Below are 21,557 nucleotides of genomic sequence, written 5' to 3' on the forward strand. Positions count from 1 at the left end.
TACTGCTGTCACTATATGCAGCACCGTCCGGTGCCTGAGACGGCGCGTTTTGCAGAACACCCGCAGCAGTGGGGTCATATCCACTGGCCGGAAGCGCTTGACGTTGAATCACGGACGGCACCGAATAATGATTCAACCGCCGGTGTGTAAGAATGTAATCACACTTTTCCGCAATCAAATCTTATTTATCTCTGTCGCAATAATAAATCATGCCCGTAAATTTAAAGTTGATTCCACCGGTGGCTCAGAAACCTAAACTTCCGATCGGCAGACGCTGGTTGAAAGGTCTGACTGGATTACTGGTGATAGGTTCCGGTTGGGCTTATTTTACCGGGTTGTCATTTCATTCGTCGGTATTCTGGATATTTTCAGCCGGACTCCCACTTACCGTGTGGCTGGTTGCAATATGGCTGCGTATTATGGTTTACCTTCCCGTGTTAATTCAGGCCCAGGCCTGGGATCGACGAAGAGAGGAGTTATTACTGCGTGAAATTCGTCGTGGTCGTCGCGCATTGCAGATATTGCACTGCGCATTTATTACGCCACACAGTGAGCACCAGCCAACGGGCAGCTCTTCTGTAAATATGTTAAAGCAGAATAAGCCGCTCCTGCATATGCAACCATCATGGCATGGAATAGAACGTTTTCGCCATAGTCGCTTACCCCTGGAGCCAGGGATGAAGCGAGATGACCTGGTTAAGCAGATATTCGACAGATTAATGGCTGGAATTGCACGACATCTTAACCAACTGCCGGACCATCAGCCCATAGCGCTATTGTTTGAAACCAATACATCACTATCTCGCCAGCGGTTGCACACGCTTTGGTGCAATGCCTGGCAACAACGTGATATTCGTCAACCCATCGAGCCTGTGACCGGGTACGGGTTGAACGTTATTGATAGCTGGCTGGACAGTCGAATCCACGAAGAAACGGTATTACTGATCATCGCGCTGCAGGTTGCTCCAGACGATCCAGATGGGACCGGGGAGGCGGCCGTTGCACTGCTGCTTGGCAATCGCATGACCCAAAATATCCTTCCTCCTCTGGCATGGGTTCATCGACCGGAAGCGAGTTTTGCCGACACGTTGGCAGAGAGCATTGCTCAAGCGTTGGATTGGGTGCCCGTTCAACCTGAAGATGTCCACGATCTCTGGTCATCCGGTCTGTCGCACCAGCAGCAAAGTACGATAGCTGCGCTGAATGCGCATCCGCCTCTTCAGGGGATAGAGATGAATAGCCGGTTATATAACCTTGACCGAACGTTAGGTGAAACGGGGTGCGTCGCCCCCTGGCTGGCTATCGCTGCCGCAGCACAAGGTACAAAAGAGTCGCAACTGATTATGAGTGGTGAAACAGGGAGCACAAAAATGTGGAGCGTGGTGGTTTCACCTTGTCAGACTGCAAAGGAGAAGGTCTAAGTGATGCGGTTTTTATTACCGATTAAAAATTTGACAGTGCGTTACTGGCTGATAGCAATGGCACCTATGCTGATTTCGGCAATTGCCTGCCTGATAATCTGGTACTGGCCAGAAAAAGTCGGCATGTTGCCGGGAAGCCTGAAACACTCTCGCTGGATAACCGGGTTGGGGGCGACAACTGCGGTAACCGGTGTATATGCGGTATTGACCTGGTTTAGCGCGCGATCTTCTGGTCGCCAGAGTTTCGACCTTACCCGGGCGCATATCCAGGGTGATGATCAACCTCGCATTAGTGAGAGTTACCAACATCACCAGCAGTCGACCCCATTTGCGGATATGTACGCGTATCTACACCGTCAGTATGGACTCTTCTGGCGTCAGCGGGTGCGTGTAATACTTGTCATCGGGGAAGAGACTGAAGTCGCATCGATTGCGCCAACGCTTGCCGAGAAACAATGGCTGGAAGGTGAGGGTACCGTACTGATTTATGGTGGTAGCCCGCAGGAATCAGTAGATCTCGGACCTTTATCGACGTTGCGTAAATTACGCAGTGCCCGACCTGTGGACGGAATTATTCTGTCGCTCAGCTACGAACAAGCATCAAGCGCTCAATGGATGAGTGATTCGCGACGAAGCCTGGAGCAAACAGGTAACGCATATCACTGGCTACCGCCAATATGGTTGTGGCAAACGGACCCGAGCATGCAAGGGACCCGCATTACTCAGGCGGTAGGTGTTTTCTTTCACGAAAAGACTTGCCCGGAGAGTGTGGGTCGCGAGCTAACCCGTTTGCTGCCGCAGCTATGTGAACAAGGGATGCGTCAGATTTTTACTGATAACCGCCATGATTATCTATTGCGACTTGGGCAGTGGCTGAAGTTGGGAGGGATTGAAAGCTGGCAGCGGATCCTCACGCCGTGGCTGTCTGGTAAGCAATGGCGGATGCCCATATGTGGGCTGATGTTTAGTCCCTCTGTAACGGTCGCGGCGGCGTCAGTTATTCATGCGCATTACTGGTCACCACCGGCCGCGTTTCATGGCGTACTGAAAAGGGGGACTCAGGCTACTGGGCGGCATATGGGGTTATCCCAAGGTCGGATAATGTGTTACGTGGTGGCGGTAGTTATCGGTCTGTGGGGCGTTGGCAGCCTGCTATCGTTTGCCGCCAATTATTATCAAATGACTTCCCTGACAAACAAAGCGCAGCAGTTGGCGATCGGTGAGCAGGTATCAGATGCTGAACTGATACAACTGAATGAACTGCGAAATGATATTGAGCGCATTCAGACACAAAAAAACACAATAGGGTGGCGTCATTTTGGTCTGAATCATGATACTGAATTATTGGCCGTTTTACTCCCGATTTATGGGGTGGCAAATAATCGCCTGATGAGAGACGAGGCTGCGCGGGTGTTGTCTGAAAAACTCGATGCTCTGACGCATCTTCCGCCGGGAAGTCAGCAACGCGCTGACCTGGCAAAATCGGCATACGATCAGCTTAAAGCCTGGCTGATGATGGGCCGCCCGGAAAAGGCCGACCCCGCCTTTTTTTCTCAGGTGATGACGCAGACACAACCGACGCGTAAAGGGATTTCTACCGGTATCTGGCAGAGTCTGTCGCCGGACTTGTGGGGATTTTACATGCAAACTTTACCTGGGCAGCCTGACTGGAAAATTATCCCAGATGCACAGGTGATGATGGCAACCCGGCAGATCCTGCTAGCGCAGATTGAACAACGTAATGGCGATAATGCTATATATCTGAAAATGCTGGGATCCGTTTCCCGCAATTTTCCGGATATGCCCTTGGCGCAGATGACGAATGATACGGATGCCGCGCAATTGTTTACCACTTCGGAAACCGTTCCTGGGGTATTTACCCGCCAGGCATGGGAAGGGCTGGTGCAGCAGGCAATAGCTGACGCAGTGGCATCACGCCGCGAAGAAATTGACTGGGTGCTGAGCGACAATCAAAAAAATAGTCGTGCTGAGGTTTCTCCTGAAGCATTAAAACAACGACTGACAGATCGCTATTTTAGCGAATACTCTGGGTCATGGCTTAAGTTCCTCAACAGTTTACGCTGGAAGCCGGCGCGAAATCTTTCAGATGTTGTGGATCAGCTTACGCTAATGAGCGATGTACGCCAGTCACCGGTAGTTGCACTGATGAATACTGTGGCATGGCAGGGGCAGGCAGGAAAAAAACGTGAAGCCCTGTCCGATTCATTGATGAAATCGGCAGAAAAAATATTGCAGAAAGAAGAGGAGGCACCGGTTATTGACCAACATGCAAACGATATGACCGGTCCGTTAGATGAAACGTTTGGCCCATTACTGGCGATAGCCGGTAAGGGTGATACGCCGAATAACCTAACGACTGAAACCTCATTAAGTTTTCAAACATTTCTCACTCGCGTGACCCGAGTCCGCCTGAAGCTGCTCCAGGTCACTCATTCAGCCGATCCGCAGGTCATGATGCAGCAACTGGCACAGACGGTGTTTCAGGGCAAAAATATTGATCTTACCGATACGCGGGAATATGGCAGTTTGTTAGCAGCGGGGTTAGGAGAGGAGTGGAGTGGTTTTGGTGAGGCGCTTTTTGTGCAACCCTTGACGCAGGCATGGGAGCAGGTCCTGCAACCATCGGCTGCGGGAATAAATGAGAGCTGGCAACGTACGGTTGTTTCTGACTGGCAGGAAGCAACAGATGGCCGATATCCGGTGAGTGAGGGGCGCAGTGATATTCCACTGCCGGTTCTGGCTGAGTTTATTCGACGTGATACCGGAAAGATCGACCAATTTCTTCATGAGAATCTCGCGGGTCTAATGCACCGTGAGGGGCGTCGCTGGGAAGTAGACGAAATGAATACCCAGGGATTAATTATTAATCCGGAATTTATCCAAGCCGTTAACCGTCTTGGTGAGGTTCGCGACGCCTTATTTGCTGATGGTAGTCAGGGGATGCGTTTTGAGCTGCGCGCGCGCCCAGTACCGGACGTTGTGGAAACGATACTTTCCATTGACGGACAGCGACTGCACTACTTTAACCAGATGGAAAGCTGGCAGAGTTTCCGTTGGCCGGGAGAAAGCCAGAGACCCGGCGCCATGCTGACCTGGACAACCACGCAGGGAGGGGCAAATCTTTACGGGGACTATCCGGGAGAATTAGGCTTAATTCGTTGGCTGGAACAAGGACGAGCGGAGAAACGTGATGATGGAATGTGGCAACTCACCCTCAGTGCGCCAGACGGTAAAAAACTGTGTTGGTTAATGCGCACTGGGCCGGGCGGTGGGCCGCTGGCATTATTAAAATTGCGAGGTTTTGTCCTGCCGAAGGATATTTTTTTGGTGAGTCGCCAACGAAATTCAGACGCCGGAATAAACTAGCCCAGCCTTCAGATGCTCAAATACGTTCCTGACGAATGTGTCCCTCTTATGTCACTTCAACGCAACTCGAAATCTATCGGTATATAAAAATAATATGCTGACGATAAAGAGCAGTAAGGAGAATATATGGCTGGATGTTATTTGGTTGTAGGCGATAAAACCACCTGCGGAGGGGTAATTATTGAAGGTGATCCCACGCATACTATTATGGGGATACCTGTAGCAAGAGAATTTGACCGGGTTACCTGTGGGCGTTTTATTGGCATATTCAGCATTGTTGGCGGAATTGTGCCCGATACTATCAACGGTCGAATGCCTGCCGGCTCGCAGGAAAGTCAAAGTACCTGTCCATGTCAGTCTTTGTTTATTCCTTCCATGATAACTGACACCTACACTATTTAATAAATGAGTATTCCATGGATGATTTAACCCTGCGTTACTTTGACGCCGAAATGCGCTACCTGCGCGAAGCGGGCGAGGAGTTTGCCCGCGCCCATCCTGACCGGGCGGCGATGTTGAATCTGGATCGCCCTGGTGCTCGCGATCCTTATGTCGAGCGGTTGTTTGAAGGCTTCGCTTTTCTTATGGGGCGGCTGCGTGAAAAACTGGATGACGACCTACCGGAACTGACCGAAGGGTTGGTGAGTTTACTATGGCCGCATTATCTGCGGACGATCCCTTCGTTAGCGATTGTGGAGTTGACGCCACAATGGCGCGAGATGAAAGAGCGGATGGTTGTAGAGAAAGGATTTGAGGTGCTTTCTGGCCCGGTAGGTGATAAGCGCACCCGCTGTCGTTACACCACTACTCGGGATGTCACATTGCTGCCGTTGTTGCTGGAGATGGCGCGACTGGACACCGATCCGGACGGACGTTCCGTGATCAAACTGCGTTTTTCCTGCAGTGAGCTGGCCGACTGGCAGCAGGTAGGTCTGAGTCGACTTGCATTTTATCTCAATGCCGATGCGCCGCTGGCCTGTGCATTACATGAAGCGTTGTCGCTAAATGTGGCGACTATACGTTTGCGATTGCCAGGACAGACAGATGATCAAGCGCTGGAAGCCTGGTTCACGCCAGGGGGATTTGGCAATGAGGATAACCTCTGGCCGAAGGATAGCGGTGCGTTTGGCGGTTATCAGCTGTTGTTGGAGTACTTCACTTTTCGGGAAAAATTTATGGCGCTGGCGCTCTGCGGACTTGAACAGGTTGTTCTCCCGCAAAGGCTCCCCTGGTTCGAACTTGATGTCGTTTTGAAACGCCGCTGGGATTATGACTTCACCTTCAGTGAAAAACATATCCGCCTGCACTGTGTGCCAGTGATAAACCTTTTTCCTCTGGAGTCTGACCCGCTGACCCCTGATGCCTTGCAGACCGAATATTTGTTACGTCCGATGCGTATTCAGGATGGCCACACTGAAATTTACTCTGTAGATTCCGTTATTTCGTCAAAGCACTCCGGGCATCAGGTTTTTGTGCCATTCACCAGTTTTCGCCACAAAGGGGGAATGTTACGCCATGACGCACCAGAATATTATTATCACACCCGAGTAAAACGTGGCCCTTCCGGTCTACATGATACCTGGCTAATCCTCGGTGGTGAGGCTTTTGATAACTACAGCGTACCTGAAGGCGAAAGCCTGTCATTAAGCCTTACCGGTACGAACGGTCAACTACCTCGTCGGGTATTACGCAGTACGTTGCTCGACACCGTTGTAAAGTCTACCGCGGCGAATGTCCGAGTCCGTAATCTGACGGCGCCAACGCTTCCCTGTTATCCACCAAACCGTGACCGTTTTCACTGGCGTGTATTAAGCCATCTGGGGAGCAGTTTTCTGTGGATGATGGATAACCCGGAAGTATTGCGTGGAACTCTGGCGCTTTATGACTGGACGGACGATGAAATGAATCGACGCCGTCTGGCCGCTATTGTTGACGTTAAGCACAGCGAAACGGAGCGTTTCGAGCGCGGGCATCTGCTACGCGGTGTGCAGATAGAGGTCACCCTTGATAGCAATGGTTTTGCCGGCCGCGGAGACATCTGCCTGTTTGGTGAAATGCTCAATCGCTTTTTTGCACTCTATACCGACATCCACCTGTTTAATCGGTTGATTCTGATCTTACAACCTACGGGGGAGCAGCTAGCATGGGACGAAAATCCGCGCAACCCAGGGATGCGCTAACATCACGTCTGAAAGAAGATATTAGTCGTATTAATTTTTATCGATTTTGCCAGCTTCTGGAAAACCACGGCGCTCACCGACTGGGGGAAAGTGATAACCCGCATGATGATATGGTGCGTTTTCGTCCCCATCCTGGTGTAGGGTTTCCCGCTAGCGAACTGAAAGCTATTGAGTGCGATCCTGAGCATCCGGATGCCCCTCTTACGGTCCGCTCAACCTTCATGGGGCTTTACGGTGTGCATTCACCGCTGCCGACAACATACATAGATGACATCACGCAAAGGCGCGATGGCCACGAGGTACTGGAAACCTTCCTCGATATTTTCAACCATCGTATTTTGACGCAGTTTTACCGCATCTGGCGAAAATACAGTTACCCGACCACTTTTGAAGCGGGGGGGCGCGATAGTACTTCGCGCTGCTTATTGGGACTCATTGGCTTAGGGATCGCCGGTACACAGGAGCATATTGCCACACCGTCATCGCGTTTCCTCGCCCTGTTGGGGATTATGCGCCAGCCCGGGAGAACGGCAGAAGGTATTGCCCGGTTGGTCAACTTACTGGCGCCGAACACGCGTACTGACGTCATAGCACACGATCTGCGTACGGTGGCGATTCGACAACCTGCAGGACTGTTTGATGAACAACCATTAAGGCTGGATGGCCATACGATACTGGGGGATGAGGCAACCGATGCAGCCAGTCAGTTATTAATTTCACTCGTGACTGATGATGCAACAGAAACGGAGGGCTGGTTACCCGATGGGGGGCTTTTGACCGACTTGCTGGTATTACTGCGTGTTTATCTGGGGTGGCGCTATCGGGCGCGGATTATGTTGACTCTTCCCACCCGTCTGCTTCCTGAGCCTGTGCTGGGTGAGTCACCTGTGCGACTGGGTCTTACCTGTGTTAATGGTCTGCAAAAAGGAGACAGGGACTTACCGGACGACTTCACGGTAGAACTTGAACATTACCGTGGTCTGACACCCGCTATGATAAATAAGGACATAAAGCGTGTTCATTACCGTTTTTAAAATGAAAAATATTCTTCCCGTACTGGCATTAATACTCAGTGGCTGCGGCTTCTTTCAGTCAGTAAGTGACGGTACCCGCTCCGCTGCAAGCTCTCTTTTTTATAAACAGATTAAGATATTACATCTTGATATCTCTGGCCGGGCCGCGCTCAATACTGACAGCCGCGAGCAAAACAGCGCGCCACAGTCGGTTATAGTGCGTATTTACCAGTTAAAAGATGAGAAGCGTTTTAATCAGACTCAGTACGAACAACTGGTCGGTTACGGGGCTAACCTGTTAAAAGAGGATTTACTGGCTGAGCAGTTTGTGGTGGTTAAGCCTAATAGCGCCGTGACGCAGGATATGCCGATGGAAGAGGGAACACAATTTGTGGCGATTGTGGCTCTGTTTCGCGATCCTGATATGACCAAGGGCAACTGGCGGTTGGTGGTCAAACGCAACGATCTTGACCCCGATGAGGCACGTAAAATCGTGCTTGATGGCCATAGTATGACGATGCTGCCAGAGGAAAAGTAATCCCTCATAGAAAAGGGCGCATCGGCGCCCTCTGTTTTATTAGTCAGTGAACGGGATGATGATTTCGCCCGGTTTCACCTCAATACCTTTCGCCAGTTTTTTCGCCAGCGCTTCACCCTGGCTACTGTCGTCCTGCAGAATATACGCTGGCTGCTGGTTGAAATAGTTTCGCAGCGACTGATTCAAATAAGGCATCAGCGTTTGCAGCACCGACTGCATTTTTTCCGGTGTGACGGTGGCATCCACAACTTCCATCTCTTGCAGATAAATCGCGCCTTTTTCTTTATTGAAGACCGGTAAGGCTTTGAGTTTCAGCTTCATGGTCGCTTTTTGAGTGCCAAACAGCGAGTTCATGTCCAGGTTGGCATCACCGGTCAGCGTCACTTTATTGGGTTCTTCACGGCCTATCTGGCTGGCGAGATTGTTTAGTACGATATGCGCTTCAGCGACGCCAGGCAATCCGATATCTTTAGAAAAGTTATTATGTTTCGCCAGGGCCTGATTAATCTCTTGCTCGCTAACCGTGTATTGCGTGAGTTGATTACAACCAACCAACAGGCCGCTGACAATGAGCGCAGCGGCAAAAAGAAGCTTTTTCATGGGGTTCCTCAACATGATGCTTGTGGTGTAATCGTGACACAAAGCATCATCGAGTACCAGCGCCGCGGCTACCAGCAGAAAAAACTGAAAAATGCGCGTACGCCGGATTGGCTATCAGGCGTCAGGCTCCAGCATACCCCTCGTTGGGCGTTTGAGGCTGAATTGCCAGCCCAGCGCCAGGAAAGTGATGAAGCCGATGATACCGAGCATCATCCAGGGCAGTTCAGGCTGCGCCAGGGCTTTACCCATGTCAAACAGCCAGCCGCCGCCGACATAACCAATTGCACCACCGATAGCGAGCCCCAGTCGACTGAATCCCATATAGCTTCCTCGGGCACGTGCATTCGCCAGCGAGGCGCTCAGGGTTTCACGCGCCGGTTCGGCGATGATCGAGCCAATATAGAAGGTGCAGATCAGGGTAAACAACTGCTGCAAATTCCCGACCAGACCGATGGGCATCATGCTCAGAGACATCACCAGCAGCCCGGCCATCAGGCGATGCTCAAGGCGAAAGCGTTTTTCACTCCAGCGGGCAATCGGGTAGAGCAACGTTAAAGAGAGGCACGCCTCGATGGCGTACATCCATTTTACAGCAGCCGGTGAGCCAGCGATGTCGTTCACCATGATTGGCAGCATCAGCATCACCTGCACTGCCAGCATGTAATAGCCTGCCAGCGTCAGCACATAGGTGACAAAGCGCTTGTCATGCATGACATGGCTCATCCCTTCGCGCACCGGTATTTTTACCGTCGACAGCTTCCATGCCGGGAGCAGCCAGGCGTTAAACGCCGCGCACAGAACGAATAAAATTGCGCCGGTGGCACATACCAGACGAAAATCGTATTGCAATAACCAACTGCCGAGCAACGCGCCGACCACGGCCCCGGCGCTATCCTGCATCATCAGAATAGAGAAAAAACGCCCGCGCTTTTCCGGGCGAATCAGTTTGACCACCAGCGCCGAGCGGGGAGGGTCGAACAGCGTACCGCCCAGCCCGGAAAGAAAGCAGGAAAACCACAGCAGCCAAGGCTCATGAGCAATGCCCATGGTGGCAAATCCGGCAGCGCGCATCAGCATGCCGGTGACGATCATTGGTTTGGCGCCGAAACGGTCCGCAATAGCGCCGCCGAAAATACCCAACCCCTGCTGGATAAATTGACGTAATCCAAGTGCGATACCGACCATCACGGCAGCCCAGCCCATTTGGTCGACGAAACGAATTGAGATCAGCGGGAAAACGACGAAGAAACCCAGCACGACCAGCATATTATCGATGAGAAGGAAGTATTTACCCAGGTTCCTTGCCTGCGAGACTTGCGACATTTCCCCTCCAGGGAAAAACTCGTCACTCTGGATAGAGTTTAAAAGATAAGCACCTCCTATTCTGCGGTGTCGTCATCGCTTTTCCCACCCTTCGCGGGACAATATTTTTTTATCAAAAGTCCGTCTTGATAGAGAGTTTTCATCAAAATGTGTGAATAATTCAAAAAATGGCATTTTGCTCTTTTCACAGGGTGTATTCGCACAGGTATAGTAATGCGAATAGCGTATTGAAGACGTTACGGGAAGGAGTAGGTATAGAATGTTTGGCTATCGCAGTAACGTGCCAAAAGTGCGCTTAACCACGGACCGCCTGGTCGTGCGTTTGGTGCATGAGCGTGATGCCTGGCGTCTGGCAGATTATTACGCAGAAAATCGTCATTTCTTAAAACCCTGGGAACCCATTCGCGATGAAAGCCACTGCTATCCGTCCGGCTGGCAGGCGCGTCTGAGTATGATCTCTGAGTTTCATAAACAAGGCACCGCTTATTACTTTGCGCTGCTTGATCCGGAAGAAAAAGAAATTATCGGCGTTGCTAACTTCTCGAACGTGGTGCGGGGATCCTTCCACGCCTGCTATCTCGGTTACTCCATTGCGCAGAAGTGGCAGGGACAGGGGCTGATGTATGAAGCCTTAACGTCGGCCATCCGTTATATGCAGCGTACGCAGCACATTCACCGCATTATGGCTAACTACATGCCACATAATAAACGCAGCGGTGACCTGCTGGCGCGACTGGGTTTTGAAAAAGAAGGATATGCTAAAGACTACCTGCTGATTGACGGGCAGTGGCGCGATCACGTGCTGACGGCGTTGACGACATCAGAATGGACCCCCGGCCGCTAAGTTTCAGATGCAGCCATGATTAATGGAGAAGACGATGAAATACGAATTAACCGCCACCGAAGCACGAGTGATTGGCTGTTTATTAGAAAAACAAGTGACTACGCCTGAACAGTATCCGCTCTCCGTAAACGGAGTGGTAACCGCCTGCAACCAAAAAACGAATCGTGAACCAGTGATGAACCTGTCGGAATCGGAAGTACAGGATCAGCTTGATAACCTCGTGAAGCGGCATTTCCTGCGCACGGTAAGCGGCTTCGGCAATCGCGTCACGAAATATGAGCAGCGGTTCTGCAATTCGGAGTTTGGCAATCTTAAACTCAGCGCGGGGGAAGTGGCGCTCATCACCACGCTGTTGCTGCGCGGCGGCCAAACGCCGGGTGAACTGCGTAGCCGCGCATCCCGTATGTACGAATTCAGTGACATGGCCGAAGTGGAGTCGACGCTGGAGAAGTTGGCGACCCGGGAAGATGGTCCTTATGTCATTCGCCTGGCGCGCGAGCCGGGCAAACGGGAAAGCCGTTATATGCACCTGTTTTGTGGTGACGTTGATGAAGCAATTGCCGCGGCAGATGAACCTCCGGTAGCAACGGGGGATCTGCAGGCGCGCGTTGAGGCGCTGGAGTCAGAAGTTGCGGAGCTCAAGCAGCGGCTTGATTCCTTACTGGCGCATTTGGGAGACTAACGTGAATAAATTACGCATCGGCGTTGTCGGCCTCGGTGGGATTGCACAAAAGGCCTGGCTACCCGTGCTGGGCGCTAGTGCCGACTGGACGCTGCAAGGGGCATTTTCACCTTCGCGGGAAAAAGCGCTGCGTATCTGTGATACCTGGCGGATCCCCTACGTTGATTCTCTGGTGAATCTGGCGCAAACCTGCGATGCGGTTTTCGTTCATTCCAGTACCGCGACGCACTATGCGGTAGTAAGTGAACTGCTAAACGCCGGGGTTCATGTGTGTGTGGATAAACCGCTGGCGGAAAATTTGCGCGAGGCAGAGCAATTAGTGGAGCTGGCCGCGCGGAAAAAGCTGACGCTGATGGTCGGGTTTAACCGACGATTTGCGCCGCTTTATCAGGATCTCAAAGCTCAGTTGGCTAATGCGGCGTCTGTCCGTATGGATAAGCACCGTACGAACAGCGTCGGGCCGCACGATCTGCGCTTCACTCTGCTGGACGATTATCTGCACGTAGTCGATACCGCATTGTGGCTGGCGGGAGGAAAGGCGCAGTTAAATAACGGCACGCTGTTAACCAATGAATCCGGTGCGATGCTTTATGCGGAACACCATTTTTCTGCCGGTCAAATGCAGATAACGACCAGTATGCATCGCCGCGCAGGTAGTCAGCATGAGTGTGTGCAGGCGGTGACGGACGGCGGCCTGATAGACGTAACTGATATGCGGGAATGGCAGGAAGAGCGTGGGCAAGGCGTGGTGCACAAACCGATAGCAGGCTGGCAAACCACTCTGGAACAGCGGGGTTTTGCCGGATGCGCACGTCATTTTATTGAGTGCGTGCAAAATCAGACGGTTCCCCAGACGGCAGGCGAGCAGGCGCTACTGGCCCAGCGCGTTGTCGAAACGCTGTGGCGGGAGGCAATGGCTGAATAACCCCCTGTAACATCTGGCGGTAGTAATTCATTGTAATCCAGGTACTATATGCCAACTCAAAAATAACACCTCTTTTCAACCATAGGCTGGTTTGTTGGCCTGGTAAGATGCTGCGGCGTCGCCATCAGGCACAGCAAAAGTGTCGGATAGCGGCGAGCATGCCTTATCTGACCTACGGGCAGGTTTGTCGGGGTTTTGCCTCAGAGTCTGGAATACAACATAGATGAATTTATTAAAGTCGCTGGCAGCCGTCAGCTCGATGACGATGTTTTCACGTGTGCTGGGTTTTGCGCGTGATGCGATTGTCGCCAGAATCTTTGGCGCAGGGATGGCGACAGATGCCTTTTTTGTGGCATTCAAACTTCCTAACCTGCTGCGCCGAATCTTTGCTGAGGGCGCTTTTTCGCAGGCGTTTGTGCCTATCCTGGCTGAGTACAAAAGTAAGCAAGGTGAAGATGCGACCCGCGTGTTTGTCGCTTACGTTTCCGGGCTGTTGACCCTGGCGCTGGCCGTGGTGACGGTCGCCGGGATGCTGGCTGCCCCGTGGGTGATTTTAGTCACCGCGCCTGGGTTTGCCGACACCGCCGACAAATTTGCGCTGACTACTCAACTGCTGCGCATAACCTTTCCGTATATTCTGCTGATCTCACTGGCTTCGCTGGTTGGTGCGATCCTTAACACCTGGAACCGCTTTTCTATTCCGGCGTTTGCGCCGACTTTTCTGAATATCAGCATGATCGGTTTCGCGCTGTTTGCAGCACCTTATTTTCATCCTCCGGTGCTGGCGCTGGCGTGGGCCGTTACGGTTGGCGGCGTGCTACAACTGATTTACCAGCTGCCGCATCTGAAAAAAATTGGCATGCTGGTGCTGCCGCGGGTGAACTTCCACGATGCGGGTGCGATGCGCGTCGTCAAGCAAATGGGCCCGGCGATCCTTGGGGTTTCCGTCAGCCAGATTTCACTGATCATCAATACGATTTTTGCCTCGTTTCTGGCCTCTGGCTCGGTTTCATGGATGTACTATGCCGACCGTCTGATGGAGTTTCCGTCCGGCGTACTTGGCGTAGCGCTGGGGACTATCCTGCTGCCATCGTTGTCCAAAAGCTTTTCCAGCGGGAATCATGATGAGTACTGCCGTCTAATGGACTGGGGGCTGCGTTTATGTTTCCTGCTGGCATTACCGAGTGCCGTAGCATTAGGGATTCTGGCCAAACCGTTGACGGTGTCTCTGTTCCAGTACGGGAAATTTACTGCCTTTGACGCCGCCATGACTCAACGCGCGCTGGTGGCGTACTCGGTCGGTTTGATTGGCTTGATCGTGGTGAAAGTGTTGGCCCCAGGTTTTTATTCGCGCCAGGATATTAAAACGCCGGTCAAGATTGCCATTGTCACGCTGATTATGACCCAGGTAATGAACCTGGCGTTTATCGGACCGCTGAAACATGCCGGGTTGTCGCTGTCGATTGGTCTGGCGGCGTGTCTGAACGCTTCACTACTGTACTGGCAGTTGCGTAAGCAGAAAATCTTCACCCCGCAACCGGGCTGGGCCTGGTTCCTGACGCGACTGGTGATTTCTGTACTGGTGATGTCGGCGGCGCTGGTCGGGATGCTATACATTATGCCGGACTGGTCGCAGGGAACGATGTTGTGGCGCCTGCTGCGTCTGATGGCTGTCGTAGTGGCAGGTATTGCCGCTTACTTTGCCGCGCTCGCCGTTCTGGGCTTTAAAGTGAAAGAGTTTGTGCGCCGGACGGCGTAACAGATCAATGCCGGATGGCGGCTTAACGCCGTATCCGGCCTACAAAACGCGTAGGCCTGATAAGCAAAGTGTTATCAGGCTTGCATCAGATAGAGAATTTTTTCCCGCCGCGGTGCGCAGCAGAGGTTTGACCGTTTGCGCCATACAGCGCCGGTTCCTGGTGCGGTTTCAGCACTTGTATTGCTTGTTGATTGCGCTCGATCTGTCCTTCCAGCAGCCAGCCATTGTGCTGATTGAGGTCGCGTAGGTGCTGTGTTTTCATGGTGATGGTTTGCCAACGCTCGGCAATTTCATCATTAGCACTGCGCGTGGCGTCATGCTCCAGACGGCGCTGCTGCTCCAGATAATCAAGGGTTGCCAGCAAAGAGCTTTTTTCTTCTGTAATACGCTGAAGCAGGCTGCCGTTGATATATCCTGCGGAAAGTTGCCGCTGTTCAGCATCCATTACCGTTTTCAGGTCATTGAGGACGGTCGTCATCTGGTCAAGTATTTCTGACAAACGAGTCATACTTTATTTACTCTGTAAGTAGCTCTGCGCCTCGCGGATCAGCGAGTCGGCAATTTTTCCAGTGTCCATCTTCAGCTCACCGTTACGGATCGCGGTTTTCAGTGCTTCGACGCGTTCCATATTGATGTCATTGGTGCCGGGCTGCATCAGTTTAGCCTGGGCGTCGCTCAGCATGACGCTGGTGCTGGTGGTGGCGGTGGTTTTTTCCTTCCGCGCTTTTTGTACCGGCGCATCGCTGGTTTCACGTGGCTGAACGGTACTTACTGGTTTCAATGGTGAGGTACGATCAATGCTCATTTTGTTTTTCCTCATCGAGGGGTTACGCTATAGCGGCCCGCTGTAATCATTGGTTGTTTATCTATCGGCACACGCTAAAAAATCTTTAACCTATTATAGGTTAATCAGAATATTCCCATCAGAATCGACGATGCCGCTCACCACCTGGCCTGAAACCATCCGCACTCGCGCATTCTGTGCAACGGCGGCATTGTTCAGCGCTTTGCCTTCGGCATTCACCCGAAAACCCTCTCCGTTGGCGATAACCAGTACGCGCTGACCGGCCTTGATCCGCCAGACCTGGCGCAACATTGAAAGCTGTATCGGTTGACCTGGCACCAGATCGCGCAGGCTTACGGCATCCTGTACTTGACTCATATCCAGCACCGCGCGCGGTGGTAGTTGGTCCAGTCGACCTCGTTTTAACGTTACGCTGGCCTGAGTCAGGGCGCTACCCCGGGCTACGGGCGCGGCGGCTACCACGTAGTTTCCTGTGGCCTGCACGTTCACCTGCAGATAACGTTTTTCGTTGGCGCATCGCGCCAGCACGTTCACATTGCCCCACAGTTTTGCACTGCCGGACACGCTTAATGCGGGTTGCTCGCAGCTCGGCAGTAAGTTTGGTGACGTTCGGATAGTGACCATCACCTCATCGCTAAATCCGGCCAGACGCTGGGAGAACCATGCTGTTAGCTGAGAATTCAGGTCTTGCGCCAGCGTCATAGGGCTGAACAGCAGTGCTGCAACGACTATTCCACGTTTAAACGTTTGCATCAAAACCTCGTGCTTTTTCAGGTAGTGGCAGGATTTTACCTGTGTGACGCAGTCATCAACGCAACAAATAGCGACGCATTTTGCGTTTATTCCGGCGATAACGCGCGCGTAATGGGATTTAAGCTGTCGGCTGAATTTTGTCATTTGCGGAGGAGATATGCTCGATAAGCTCGACGCCGCCTTACGTTTTCAACAGGAAGCGCTGAATTTGCGCGCCCAACGCCAGGAAGTATTGGCGGCCAACATAGCCAATGCCGACACGCCGGGGTATCAGGCGCGTGACCTGGATTTCGCCAGTGAATTGAAAAAAGTCATGGTGCGAGGACGGGAAGAAACCGGCGGTGTCTCGTTGACGCTGACCTCTGCACAACACATTCCGGCCCAGACCGTTTCCGCGCCTTCTACGGAGCTGCTCTACCGTATTCCTGACCAGCCGTCTCTCGATGGTAACACAGTGGATATGGACCGGGAGCGTACGCAATTTGCCGACAACAGCCTCAAATATCAAATGGGGCTAACCGCGCTGGGTGGACAAATCAAAGGCATGATGAACGTGCTGCAAGGAGGGAACTAATTCGTGGCGCTGTTAAATATTTTTGATATCGCAGGCTCTGCGCTGACGGCTCAGTCTAAGCGTCTGAACGTGGCGGCCAGCAACATGGCGAATGCGGATAGCGTCACCGGACCCGACGGTCAACCGTATCGTGCGAAGCAGGTTGTTTTTCAGGTTGATGCCGCGCCAGGCGCAGCAACCGGTGGCGTGAAAGTTGCTGATGTCATTGAAAGCCAGGCGCCGGATAAGCTGGTTTATGAACCGGGTAATCCGCTGGCCGATGCGAATGGTTACGTAAAAATGCCGAATGTGGACGTCGTCGGCGAAATGGTCAACACCATGTCAGCCTCGCGTAGCTACCAGGCAAACGTCGAAGTGCTCAACACCGTGAAAAGCTTGATGCTCAAAACGCTGACGCTAGGCCAGTAAAGGAGGCGCACATGTCTATTGCTGTAAAAATGAATGACCCAGGCACCACTGGCGTTAATGACGCCACGGGGAAGAATTCGCTGACGGGCAGCAACGCTGCTGATCTGCAAAGCAGCTTTCTGACGCTGCTGGTTGCACAGCTGAAAAACCAGGATCCAACTAACCCGCTGCAAAACAACGAACTGACCACCCAACTGGCGCAAATCAGTACCGTGAGCGGAATAGAAAAACTGAACACCACGTTGGGGTCGATCTCCGGACAGATCGACAACAGCCAGTCGCTGCAGGCCAGTACCCTGATTGGCCACGGCGTCATGATCCCGGGCACTACCATCCTGACCGGTAAAGGTACGGAAGAGGGCGCCAAAACCACCACCACGCCGTTTGGCGTTGAGCTGCAGCAACCAGCAGATAAGGTTACCGCAACCATTACCGATAAAGACGGCAAGGTGGTACGCACCATTGATATTGGCGGTTTGAAAGCGGGCGTTCATACCTTTACCTGGGACGGCACCATGACCGATGGCACGGATGCGCCAAGCGGTTCTTACAACGTGTCAATTGCTGCCAGTAATGGCGGAACGCAACTGGTGGCGCAGCCGCTTCAGTTTGCGCTGGTGCAGGGAGTTATTCGCAGTAACGGCGGTAATACGCTGGACCTGGGCACCTATGGAACCACCACCCTCGACGAAGTACGGCAGATCATTTAAGCCTTCACACTTATCAGGAGTAAGTCATGGCCTTTTCACAAGCGGTCAGCGGTCTGAACGCTGCAGCGACCAACCTCGATGTCATTGGTAACAACATCGCCAACTCCGCCACCTACGGTTTTAAGTCCGGTACGGCATCCTTTGCCGATATGTTTGCCGGTTCTAAAGTGGGTCTGGGCGTTAAAGTTGCGGGTATTACCCAGGACTTTACCGACGGCACTACGACCAACACCGGTCGCGGGCTGGATGTTGCTATTAGCCAGAACGGTTTTTTCCGCATGGTAGACAGCAACGGTTCCGTATTCTTTAGTCGTAATGGTCAGTTTAAGCTCGATGAAAACCGAACGCTGGTTAACATGCAGGGGCTGCAATTAACGGGATACCCGGCTGCCGGTACGCCGCCAACTATTCAGCAGGGCGCAAATCCAGGCCCAATCACTATCCCGAATACGCTGATGGGGGGAAAATCCACCGAAACGGCGACGATGCAGATCAACCTGAACTCATCAGCAAAAGTTCCGACGAATAAGTTTTCGCCGTCTGATGCTGACAGCTATAACAAACGTGCGCCGCTGACGGTATTTGACAGCCAGGGAAACCAGCACGACGTTAACCTTTATTACGTTAAAACCGGTGATAACACCTGGGATATCTGGACTCAGGATTCCAGCGTAGCAAACTCGCCGCTGGTGAAATCAAGCCAGATGACCTTCGACACCAATGGCTCTCTGGAGGCCGTTAAAGGTTATACCGAAGTGAAGCCGACGCCTCCTGCGACTGAATCAACCTGGACGCTGGGCGCGGCAAATGCAACACCTTCGTTTTCGATCACTACCGGCACGATAAACGGCGCAGTCCCTGCGACATTCACTCTTAGCCTGCAGAACTCTATGCAGCAAAACACGGGTACAAACAGTGTGATTGCCGCTACGCAGAATGGCTACAAGCCGGGCGATTTGGTTAGCTACCAGATTAATAATGACGGTACCGTGGTTGGTAACTACTCCAACGAGCAAACGCAGGTTTTAGGACAGATCGTGCTGGCAAACTTCGCCAACAACGAAGGTCTGGCTTCTCAGGGCGACAACGTCTGGGCTGCGACTCAGGCTTCCGGCGTGGCGTTGTTGGGTACGGCAGGCTCAGGTAACTTCGGCAAGCTGACCAACGGCGCGCTGGAAGCGTCAAACGTGGATTTGAGTAAAGAACTGGTGAATATGATTGTCGCTCAGCGTAACTATCAGTCGAACGCGCAGACCATCAAAACCCAGGATCAGATCCTCAACACGCTGGTCAACCTGCGCTAAGCGCCTGACGGGATGGCTTAATGGATCACGCAATTTATACCGCCATGGGCGCGGCCAGTCAGACGCTGAATCAACAGGCGGTGACGGCCAGCAACCTGGCAAACGCTTCAACGCCGGGTTTTCGTGCGCAGCTCAATGCCCTGCGTGCGGTTCCCGTTGAGGGATTGTCTTTACCGACGCGTACGCTGGTGGTGGCCTCCACGCCGGGGGCCGATATGACGCCGGGTCAGATGGACTATACCTCGCGTCCACTGGACGTGGCGCTGCAACAGGATGGCTGGTTAGCTGTGCAGACCGCGGACGGTAGCGAAGGATATACCCGAAATGGCGCCATTCAGGTAAGCCCTACGGGTGAACTGACTATTCAGGGTCACCCGGTGATTGGCGAAGCCGGACCAATAGCCGTACCGGAAGGTTCAGAAGTCACCATTGCGGCAGACGGTACGATCTCGGCGCTTAATCCTGGCGATCCGGCCAATACGGTCGCGCCAGTCGGGCGACTGAAGCTGGTGAAGGCGACGGAGAGTGAAGTACAACGTGGTGATGACGGCATGTTCCGTCTGACTCAGGCCGCGCAGGCTACTCGTGGTGCGACGTTACAGGCCGACCCCAGCATTCGCGTCATGTCGGGCGTGCTGGAAGGCAGTAACGTCAAACCGGTTGCTGCGATGAGTGACATGATCGCCAACGCCCGCCGCTTTGAAATGCAAATGAAGATTATCAGTAGCGTGGATGATAACGCGGGCCGCGCCAACCAACTGCTGTCGATGAGTTAACACAGGACATTTTATGATCAGTTCATTATGGATCGCCAAAACCGGCCTGGATGCGCAGCAAACCAACATGGATGTGATTGCCAACAACCTGGCAAACGTCAGCACCAACGGATTTAAACGCCAGCGTGCGGTGTTTGAAGATCTGTTGTACCAGACGATTCGCCAGCCTGGCGCCCAGTCTTCTGAACAAACCACACTGCCGTCTGGCTTGCAGATAGGTACCGGTGTGCGTCCGGTCGCGACCGAGCGTTTACACAGCCAGGGGAACCTGTCGCAGACCAACAACAGTAAAGATGTGGCGATTAAAGGGCAGGGATTTTTCCAGGTTATGCTGCCTGATGGCACGTCTGCTTATACCCGTGACGGTTCATTCCAGGTGGATCAGAACGGTCAGTTGGTGACGGCGGGTGGTTTTCAGGTTCAGCCAGCCATCACCATTCCGGCTAACTCGCTCAGTATCACCATTGGCCGCGACGGTATTGTCAGCGTGACCCAGCAGGGCCAGGCTGCGCCGGTTCAGGTAGGCCAGCTTAACCTGACAACCTTCATGAACGATACCGGTCTGGAAAGTATTGGTGAGAATCTGTACACCGAAACGCAGTCATCCGGTGCGCCGAATGAGAGCACGCCGGGTCTGAACGGCGCGGGTCTGCTGTACCAGGGCTATGTTGAAACCTCTAACGTCAACGTGGCGGAAGAGCTGGTAAACATGATCCAGGTTCAGCGCGCTTACGAAATCAACAGTAAAGCGGTGTCGACCACCGATCAGATGCTGCAAAAACTGACGCAACTCTAAAGTGTGGTCCGGTGGGGTGAAAGCCTCACCGGCACACTGATTTTGAAGATGACCGCAATGCGAAAATACGCGCTTCACCCATACCCAATTTTAGCCCTGCTGGTGGTTTCACTGACAGGATGCGCCTGGATCCCGTCCACACCCCTCGTGCAGGGCGCGACGTCTGCCCAGCCTGTTCCCGGTCCGACGCCGGTGGCGAATGGCTCAATCTTCCAGTCGGCGCAGCCGATTAACTACGGTTATCAGCCGCTATTCGAAGACCGCCGTCCACGCAATATTGGCGATACGTTAACCATCGTATTGCAGGAAAACGTCAGCGCGAGCAAAAGTTCTTCGGCTAACGCCAGCCGTGACGGCAAGACTAACTTTGGTTTTGATACCGTCCCGCGCTATCTGCAAGGTCTGTTCGGTAACGAACGTGCTGACGTAGAAGCGTCAGGGGGTAACTCCTTTAACGGTAAAGGCGGCGCGAACGCCAGCAATACCTTCAGCGGTACGCTGACCGTAACGGTCGATCAGGTACTGGTGAATGGCAACTTACATGTCGTGGGTGAAAAACAGATTGCCATTAATCAGGGCACTGAATTCATTCGCTTCTCCGGGGTCGTTAACCCGCGCACCATCAGTGGCAGCAACTCCGTACCGTCAACTCAGGTTGCGGACGCGCGGATTGAGTATGTCGGCAACGGCTACATCAATGAAGCGCAGAATATGGGCTGGTTGCAGCGTTTCTTCCTTAACTTGTCGCCGATGTAAGCG

At 52.9% G+C, this 21,557-nt stretch carries 21 protein-coding genes and 1 pseudogene; 17 read left to right on the forward strand and 5 right to left on the reverse strand.

Annotated features, from left to right (window positions below; translation table 11 throughout):
* Positions 1-209: 209 nt before the first annotated feature.
* From OGV77_RS01150 to tssJ, 6 genes and pseudogenes are all read left to right on the forward strand, one after another.
* The gene (locus tag OGV77_RS01150) at positions 210-1,421 is read left to right on the forward strand and encodes a KPHS_23130 family T6SS system protein (protein ID WP_043015899.1); all 1,212 of its coding nucleotides are present in this window, start codon (positions 210-212) and stop codon (positions 1,419-1,421) included.
* A gap of 3 nt (positions 1,422-1,424) precedes the next feature.
* Positions 1,425-4,808 (forward strand): ImcF-related family protein, encoded by a 3,384-nt coding sequence (locus tag OGV77_RS01155; RefSeq protein WP_231130591.1) that lies wholly within the window; start codon positions 1,425-1,427, stop codon positions 4,806-4,808.
* A 126-nt stretch (positions 4,809-4,934) separates the two neighbouring features.
* Positions 4,935-5,201: pseudogene (locus OGV77_RS01160) on the forward strand (PAAR domain-containing protein); the annotation flags it as partial.
* Positions 5,202-5,224: 23 nt separating this feature from the next.
* Positions 5,225-6,988, forward strand: a complete 1,764-nt coding sequence (gene tssF / locus OGV77_RS01165) for a type VI secretion system baseplate subunit TssF (RefSeq protein ID WP_087050392.1) — start codon at positions 5,225-5,227, stop codon at positions 6,986-6,988.
* Positions 6,952-8,022 carry a type VI secretion system baseplate subunit TssG gene (gene tssG, locus OGV77_RS01170; protein ID WP_087050393.1) on the forward strand — a complete coding sequence of 357 codons (1,071 nt, stop codon included), beginning with the start codon at positions 6,952-6,954 and terminating at the stop codon, positions 8,020-8,022. Before tssF ends, tssG begins: the two co-directional genes overlap by 37 nt.
* Before the next feature lies 1 nt (position 8,023).
* Positions 8,024-8,539 carry a type VI secretion system lipoprotein TssJ gene (tssJ, locus tag OGV77_RS01175; protein ID WP_043017884.1) on the forward strand — a complete coding sequence of 172 codons (516 nt, stop codon included), beginning with the start codon at positions 8,024-8,026 and terminating at the stop codon, positions 8,537-8,539.
* A 39-nt stretch (positions 8,540-8,578) separates the two neighbouring features.
* Here the strand turns inward: tssJ and OGV77_RS01180 are convergent, their stop codons facing one another.
* Positions 8,579-9,139: a lipoprotein gene (locus OGV77_RS01180; protein ID WP_043015904.1), complete on the reverse strand. Its 561-nt coding sequence runs from the start codon at positions 9,137-9,139 to the stop codon at positions 8,579-8,581.
* Between the two features lie 114 nt (positions 9,140-9,253).
* Complete coding sequence (gene mdtH / locus OGV77_RS01185) at positions 9,254-10,462, reverse strand: multidrug efflux MFS transporter MdtH (protein ID WP_003036166.1); 1,209 nt, start codon at positions 10,460-10,462, stop codon at positions 9,254-9,256.
* A 259-nt stretch (positions 10,463-10,721) separates the two neighbouring features.
* On the opposite strand from mdtH, the gene rimJ reads away from it, so the two are divergent.
* The 4 genes from rimJ (at position 10,722) to murJ (ending at position 14,672) form a co-directional block, all read left to right on the forward strand.
* The gene (rimJ, locus tag OGV77_RS01190; protein WP_006685101.1) at positions 10,722-11,306 is read left to right on the forward strand and encodes a ribosomal protein S5-alanine N-acetyltransferase; all 585 of its coding nucleotides are present in this window, start codon (positions 10,722-10,724) and stop codon (positions 11,304-11,306) included.
* Between the two features lie 34 nt (positions 11,307-11,340).
* On the forward strand, positions 11,341-11,988 hold the full coding sequence (locus OGV77_RS01195; RefSeq protein ID WP_087050394.1) for a YceH family protein: 648 nt from the start codon (positions 11,341-11,343) through the stop codon (positions 11,986-11,988).
* A gap of 1 nt (position 11,989) precedes the next feature.
* Entirely contained in the window at positions 11,990-12,913 is a 924-nt protein-coding gene (locus OGV77_RS01200; RefSeq protein WP_087050395.1) for a Gfo/Idh/MocA family protein, read from the forward strand.
* A gap of 223 nt (positions 12,914-13,136) precedes the next feature.
* Entirely contained in the window at positions 13,137-14,672 is a 1,536-nt protein-coding gene (murJ, locus tag OGV77_RS01205) for a murein biosynthesis integral membrane protein MurJ (RefSeq protein ID WP_043015908.1), read from the forward strand.
* 85 nt (positions 14,673-14,757) lie between these two features.
* On the opposite strand, the gene flgN is transcribed toward murJ, so the two are convergent.
* The 3 genes from flgN to flgA all read right to left on the reverse strand — a co-directional run bounded on the left by flgN (position 14,758) and on the right by flgA (position 16,230).
* A complete protein-coding gene (gene flgN / locus OGV77_RS01210) occupies positions 14,758-15,180 on the reverse strand; it encodes a flagella biosynthesis chaperone FlgN (protein ID WP_087050396.1) in 423 nt (140 codons plus the stop codon).
* A gap of 3 nt (positions 15,181-15,183) precedes the next feature.
* Entirely contained in the window at positions 15,184-15,477 is a 294-nt protein-coding gene (flgM, locus tag OGV77_RS01215) for a flagellar biosynthesis anti-sigma factor FlgM (protein WP_003832153.1), read from the reverse strand.
* A gap of 93 nt (positions 15,478-15,570) precedes the next feature.
* Positions 15,571-16,230, reverse strand: coding sequence for a flagellar basal body P-ring formation chaperone FlgA (flgA, locus tag OGV77_RS01220; RefSeq protein ID WP_087050419.1), 660 nt, complete (start codon positions 16,228-16,230; stop codon positions 15,571-15,573).
* A gap of 157 nt (positions 16,231-16,387) precedes the next feature.
* Here flgA and flgB point away from each other — a divergent pair, with 157 nt between their 5' ends.
* From flgB to flgH, 7 genes are read left to right on the forward strand one after another with little or no spacing between them, the layout of a single operon-like run.
* Positions 16,388-16,804: a flagellar basal body rod protein FlgB gene (gene flgB, locus OGV77_RS01225; protein ID WP_016152626.1), complete on the forward strand. Its 417-nt coding sequence runs from the start codon at positions 16,388-16,390 to the stop codon at positions 16,802-16,804.
* Positions 16,805-16,807: 3 nt separating this feature from the next.
* Positions 16,808-17,212, forward strand: coding sequence for a flagellar basal body rod protein FlgC (flgC, locus tag OGV77_RS01230; RefSeq protein WP_006685091.1), 405 nt, complete (start codon positions 16,808-16,810; stop codon positions 17,210-17,212).
* Positions 17,213-17,223: 11 nt separating this feature from the next.
* Positions 17,224-17,922: a flagellar hook assembly protein FlgD gene (flgD, locus tag OGV77_RS01235; protein ID WP_043015910.1), complete on the forward strand. Its 699-nt coding sequence runs from the start codon at positions 17,224-17,226 to the stop codon at positions 17,920-17,922.
* Positions 17,923-17,948: 26 nt separating this feature from the next.
* Positions 17,949-19,226, forward strand: a complete 1,278-nt coding sequence (flgE, locus tag OGV77_RS01240; RefSeq protein ID WP_043015911.1) for a flagellar hook protein FlgE — start codon at positions 17,949-17,951, stop codon at positions 19,224-19,226.
* A gap of 20 nt (positions 19,227-19,246) precedes the next feature.
* Positions 19,247-20,002 carry a flagellar basal body rod protein FlgF gene (locus OGV77_RS01245; protein ID WP_087050397.1) on the forward strand — a complete coding sequence of 252 codons (756 nt, stop codon included), beginning with the start codon at positions 19,247-19,249 and terminating at the stop codon, positions 20,000-20,002.
* A gap of 13 nt (positions 20,003-20,015) precedes the next feature.
* Positions 20,016-20,798 carry a flagellar basal-body rod protein FlgG gene (flgG, locus tag OGV77_RS01250; RefSeq protein WP_003036202.1) on the forward strand — a complete coding sequence of 261 codons (783 nt, stop codon included), beginning with the start codon at positions 20,016-20,018 and terminating at the stop codon, positions 20,796-20,798.
* Between the two features lie 57 nt (positions 20,799-20,855).
* Positions 20,856-21,554: a flagellar basal body L-ring protein FlgH gene (gene flgH, locus OGV77_RS01255; RefSeq protein WP_043015912.1), complete on the forward strand. Its 699-nt coding sequence runs from the start codon at positions 20,856-20,858 to the stop codon at positions 21,552-21,554.
* Positions 21,555-21,557: the final 3 nt, after the last annotated feature.

The organism is Citrobacter sp. Ce129 (assembly GCF_030334545.1).
GTDB lineage: Bacteria > Pseudomonadota > Gammaproteobacteria > Enterobacterales > Enterobacteriaceae > Citrobacter > Citrobacter europaeus.

Coding starts and splice junctions, on each gene's coding strand:
- tssF (WP_087050392.1), top strand. CDS start 5,225: ATGGATGATTTAACCCTGCGTTACTTTGACGCCGAAATGCGCTACCTG.
- flgB (WP_016152626.1), top strand. CDS start 16,388: ATGCTCGATAAGCTCGACGCCGCCTTACGTTTTCAACAGGAAGCGCTG.
- murJ (WP_043015908.1), top strand. CDS start 13,137: ATGAATTTATTAAAGTCGCTGGCAGCCGTCAGCTCGATGACGATGTTT.
- flgM (WP_003832153.1), bottom strand. CDS start 15,477: ATGAGCATTGATCGTACCTCACCATTGAAACCAGTAAGTACCGTTCAG.
- flgG (WP_003036202.1), top strand. CDS start 20,016: ATGATCAGTTCATTATGGATCGCCAAAACCGGCCTGGATGCGCAGCAA.
- flgD (WP_043015910.1), top strand. CDS start 17,224: ATGTCTATTGCTGTAAAAATGAATGACCCAGGCACCACTGGCGTTAAT.
- OGV77_RS01180 (WP_043015904.1), bottom strand. CDS start 9,139: ATGAAAAAGCTTCTTTTTGCCGCTGCGCTCATTGTCAGCGGCCTGTTG.
- flgN (WP_087050396.1), bottom strand. CDS start 15,180: ATGACTCGTTTGTCAGAAATACTTGACCAGATGACGACCGTCCTCAAT.
- rimJ (WP_006685101.1), top strand. CDS start 10,722: ATGTTTGGCTATCGCAGTAACGTGCCAAAAGTGCGCTTAACCACGGAC.
- OGV77_RS01245 (WP_087050397.1), top strand. CDS start 19,247: ATGGATCACGCAATTTATACCGCCATGGGCGCGGCCAGTCAGACGCTG.
- tssJ (WP_043017884.1), top strand. CDS start 8,024: ATGAAAAATATTCTTCCCGTACTGGCATTAATACTCAGTGGCTGCGGC.
- flgE (WP_043015911.1), top strand. CDS start 17,949: ATGGCCTTTTCACAAGCGGTCAGCGGTCTGAACGCTGCAGCGACCAAC.
- OGV77_RS01195 (WP_087050394.1), top strand. CDS start 11,341: ATGAAATACGAATTAACCGCCACCGAAGCACGAGTGATTGGCTGTTTA.
- OGV77_RS01155 (WP_231130591.1), top strand. CDS start 1,425: ATGCGGTTTTTATTACCGATTAAAAATTTGACAGTGCGTTACTGGCTG.
- flgA (WP_087050419.1), bottom strand. CDS start 16,230: ATGCAAACGTTTAAACGTGGAATAGTCGTTGCAGCACTGCTGTTCAGC.
- flgH (WP_043015912.1), top strand. CDS start 20,856: ATGCGAAAATACGCGCTTCACCCATACCCAATTTTAGCCCTGCTGGTG.
- mdtH (WP_003036166.1), bottom strand. CDS start 10,462: ATGTCGCAAGTCTCGCAGGCAAGGAACCTGGGTAAATACTTCCTTCTC.
- tssG (WP_087050393.1), top strand. CDS start 6,952: ATGGGACGAAAATCCGCGCAACCCAGGGATGCGCTAACATCACGTCTG.
- OGV77_RS01150 (WP_043015899.1), top strand. CDS start 210: ATGCCCGTAAATTTAAAGTTGATTCCACCGGTGGCTCAGAAACCTAAA.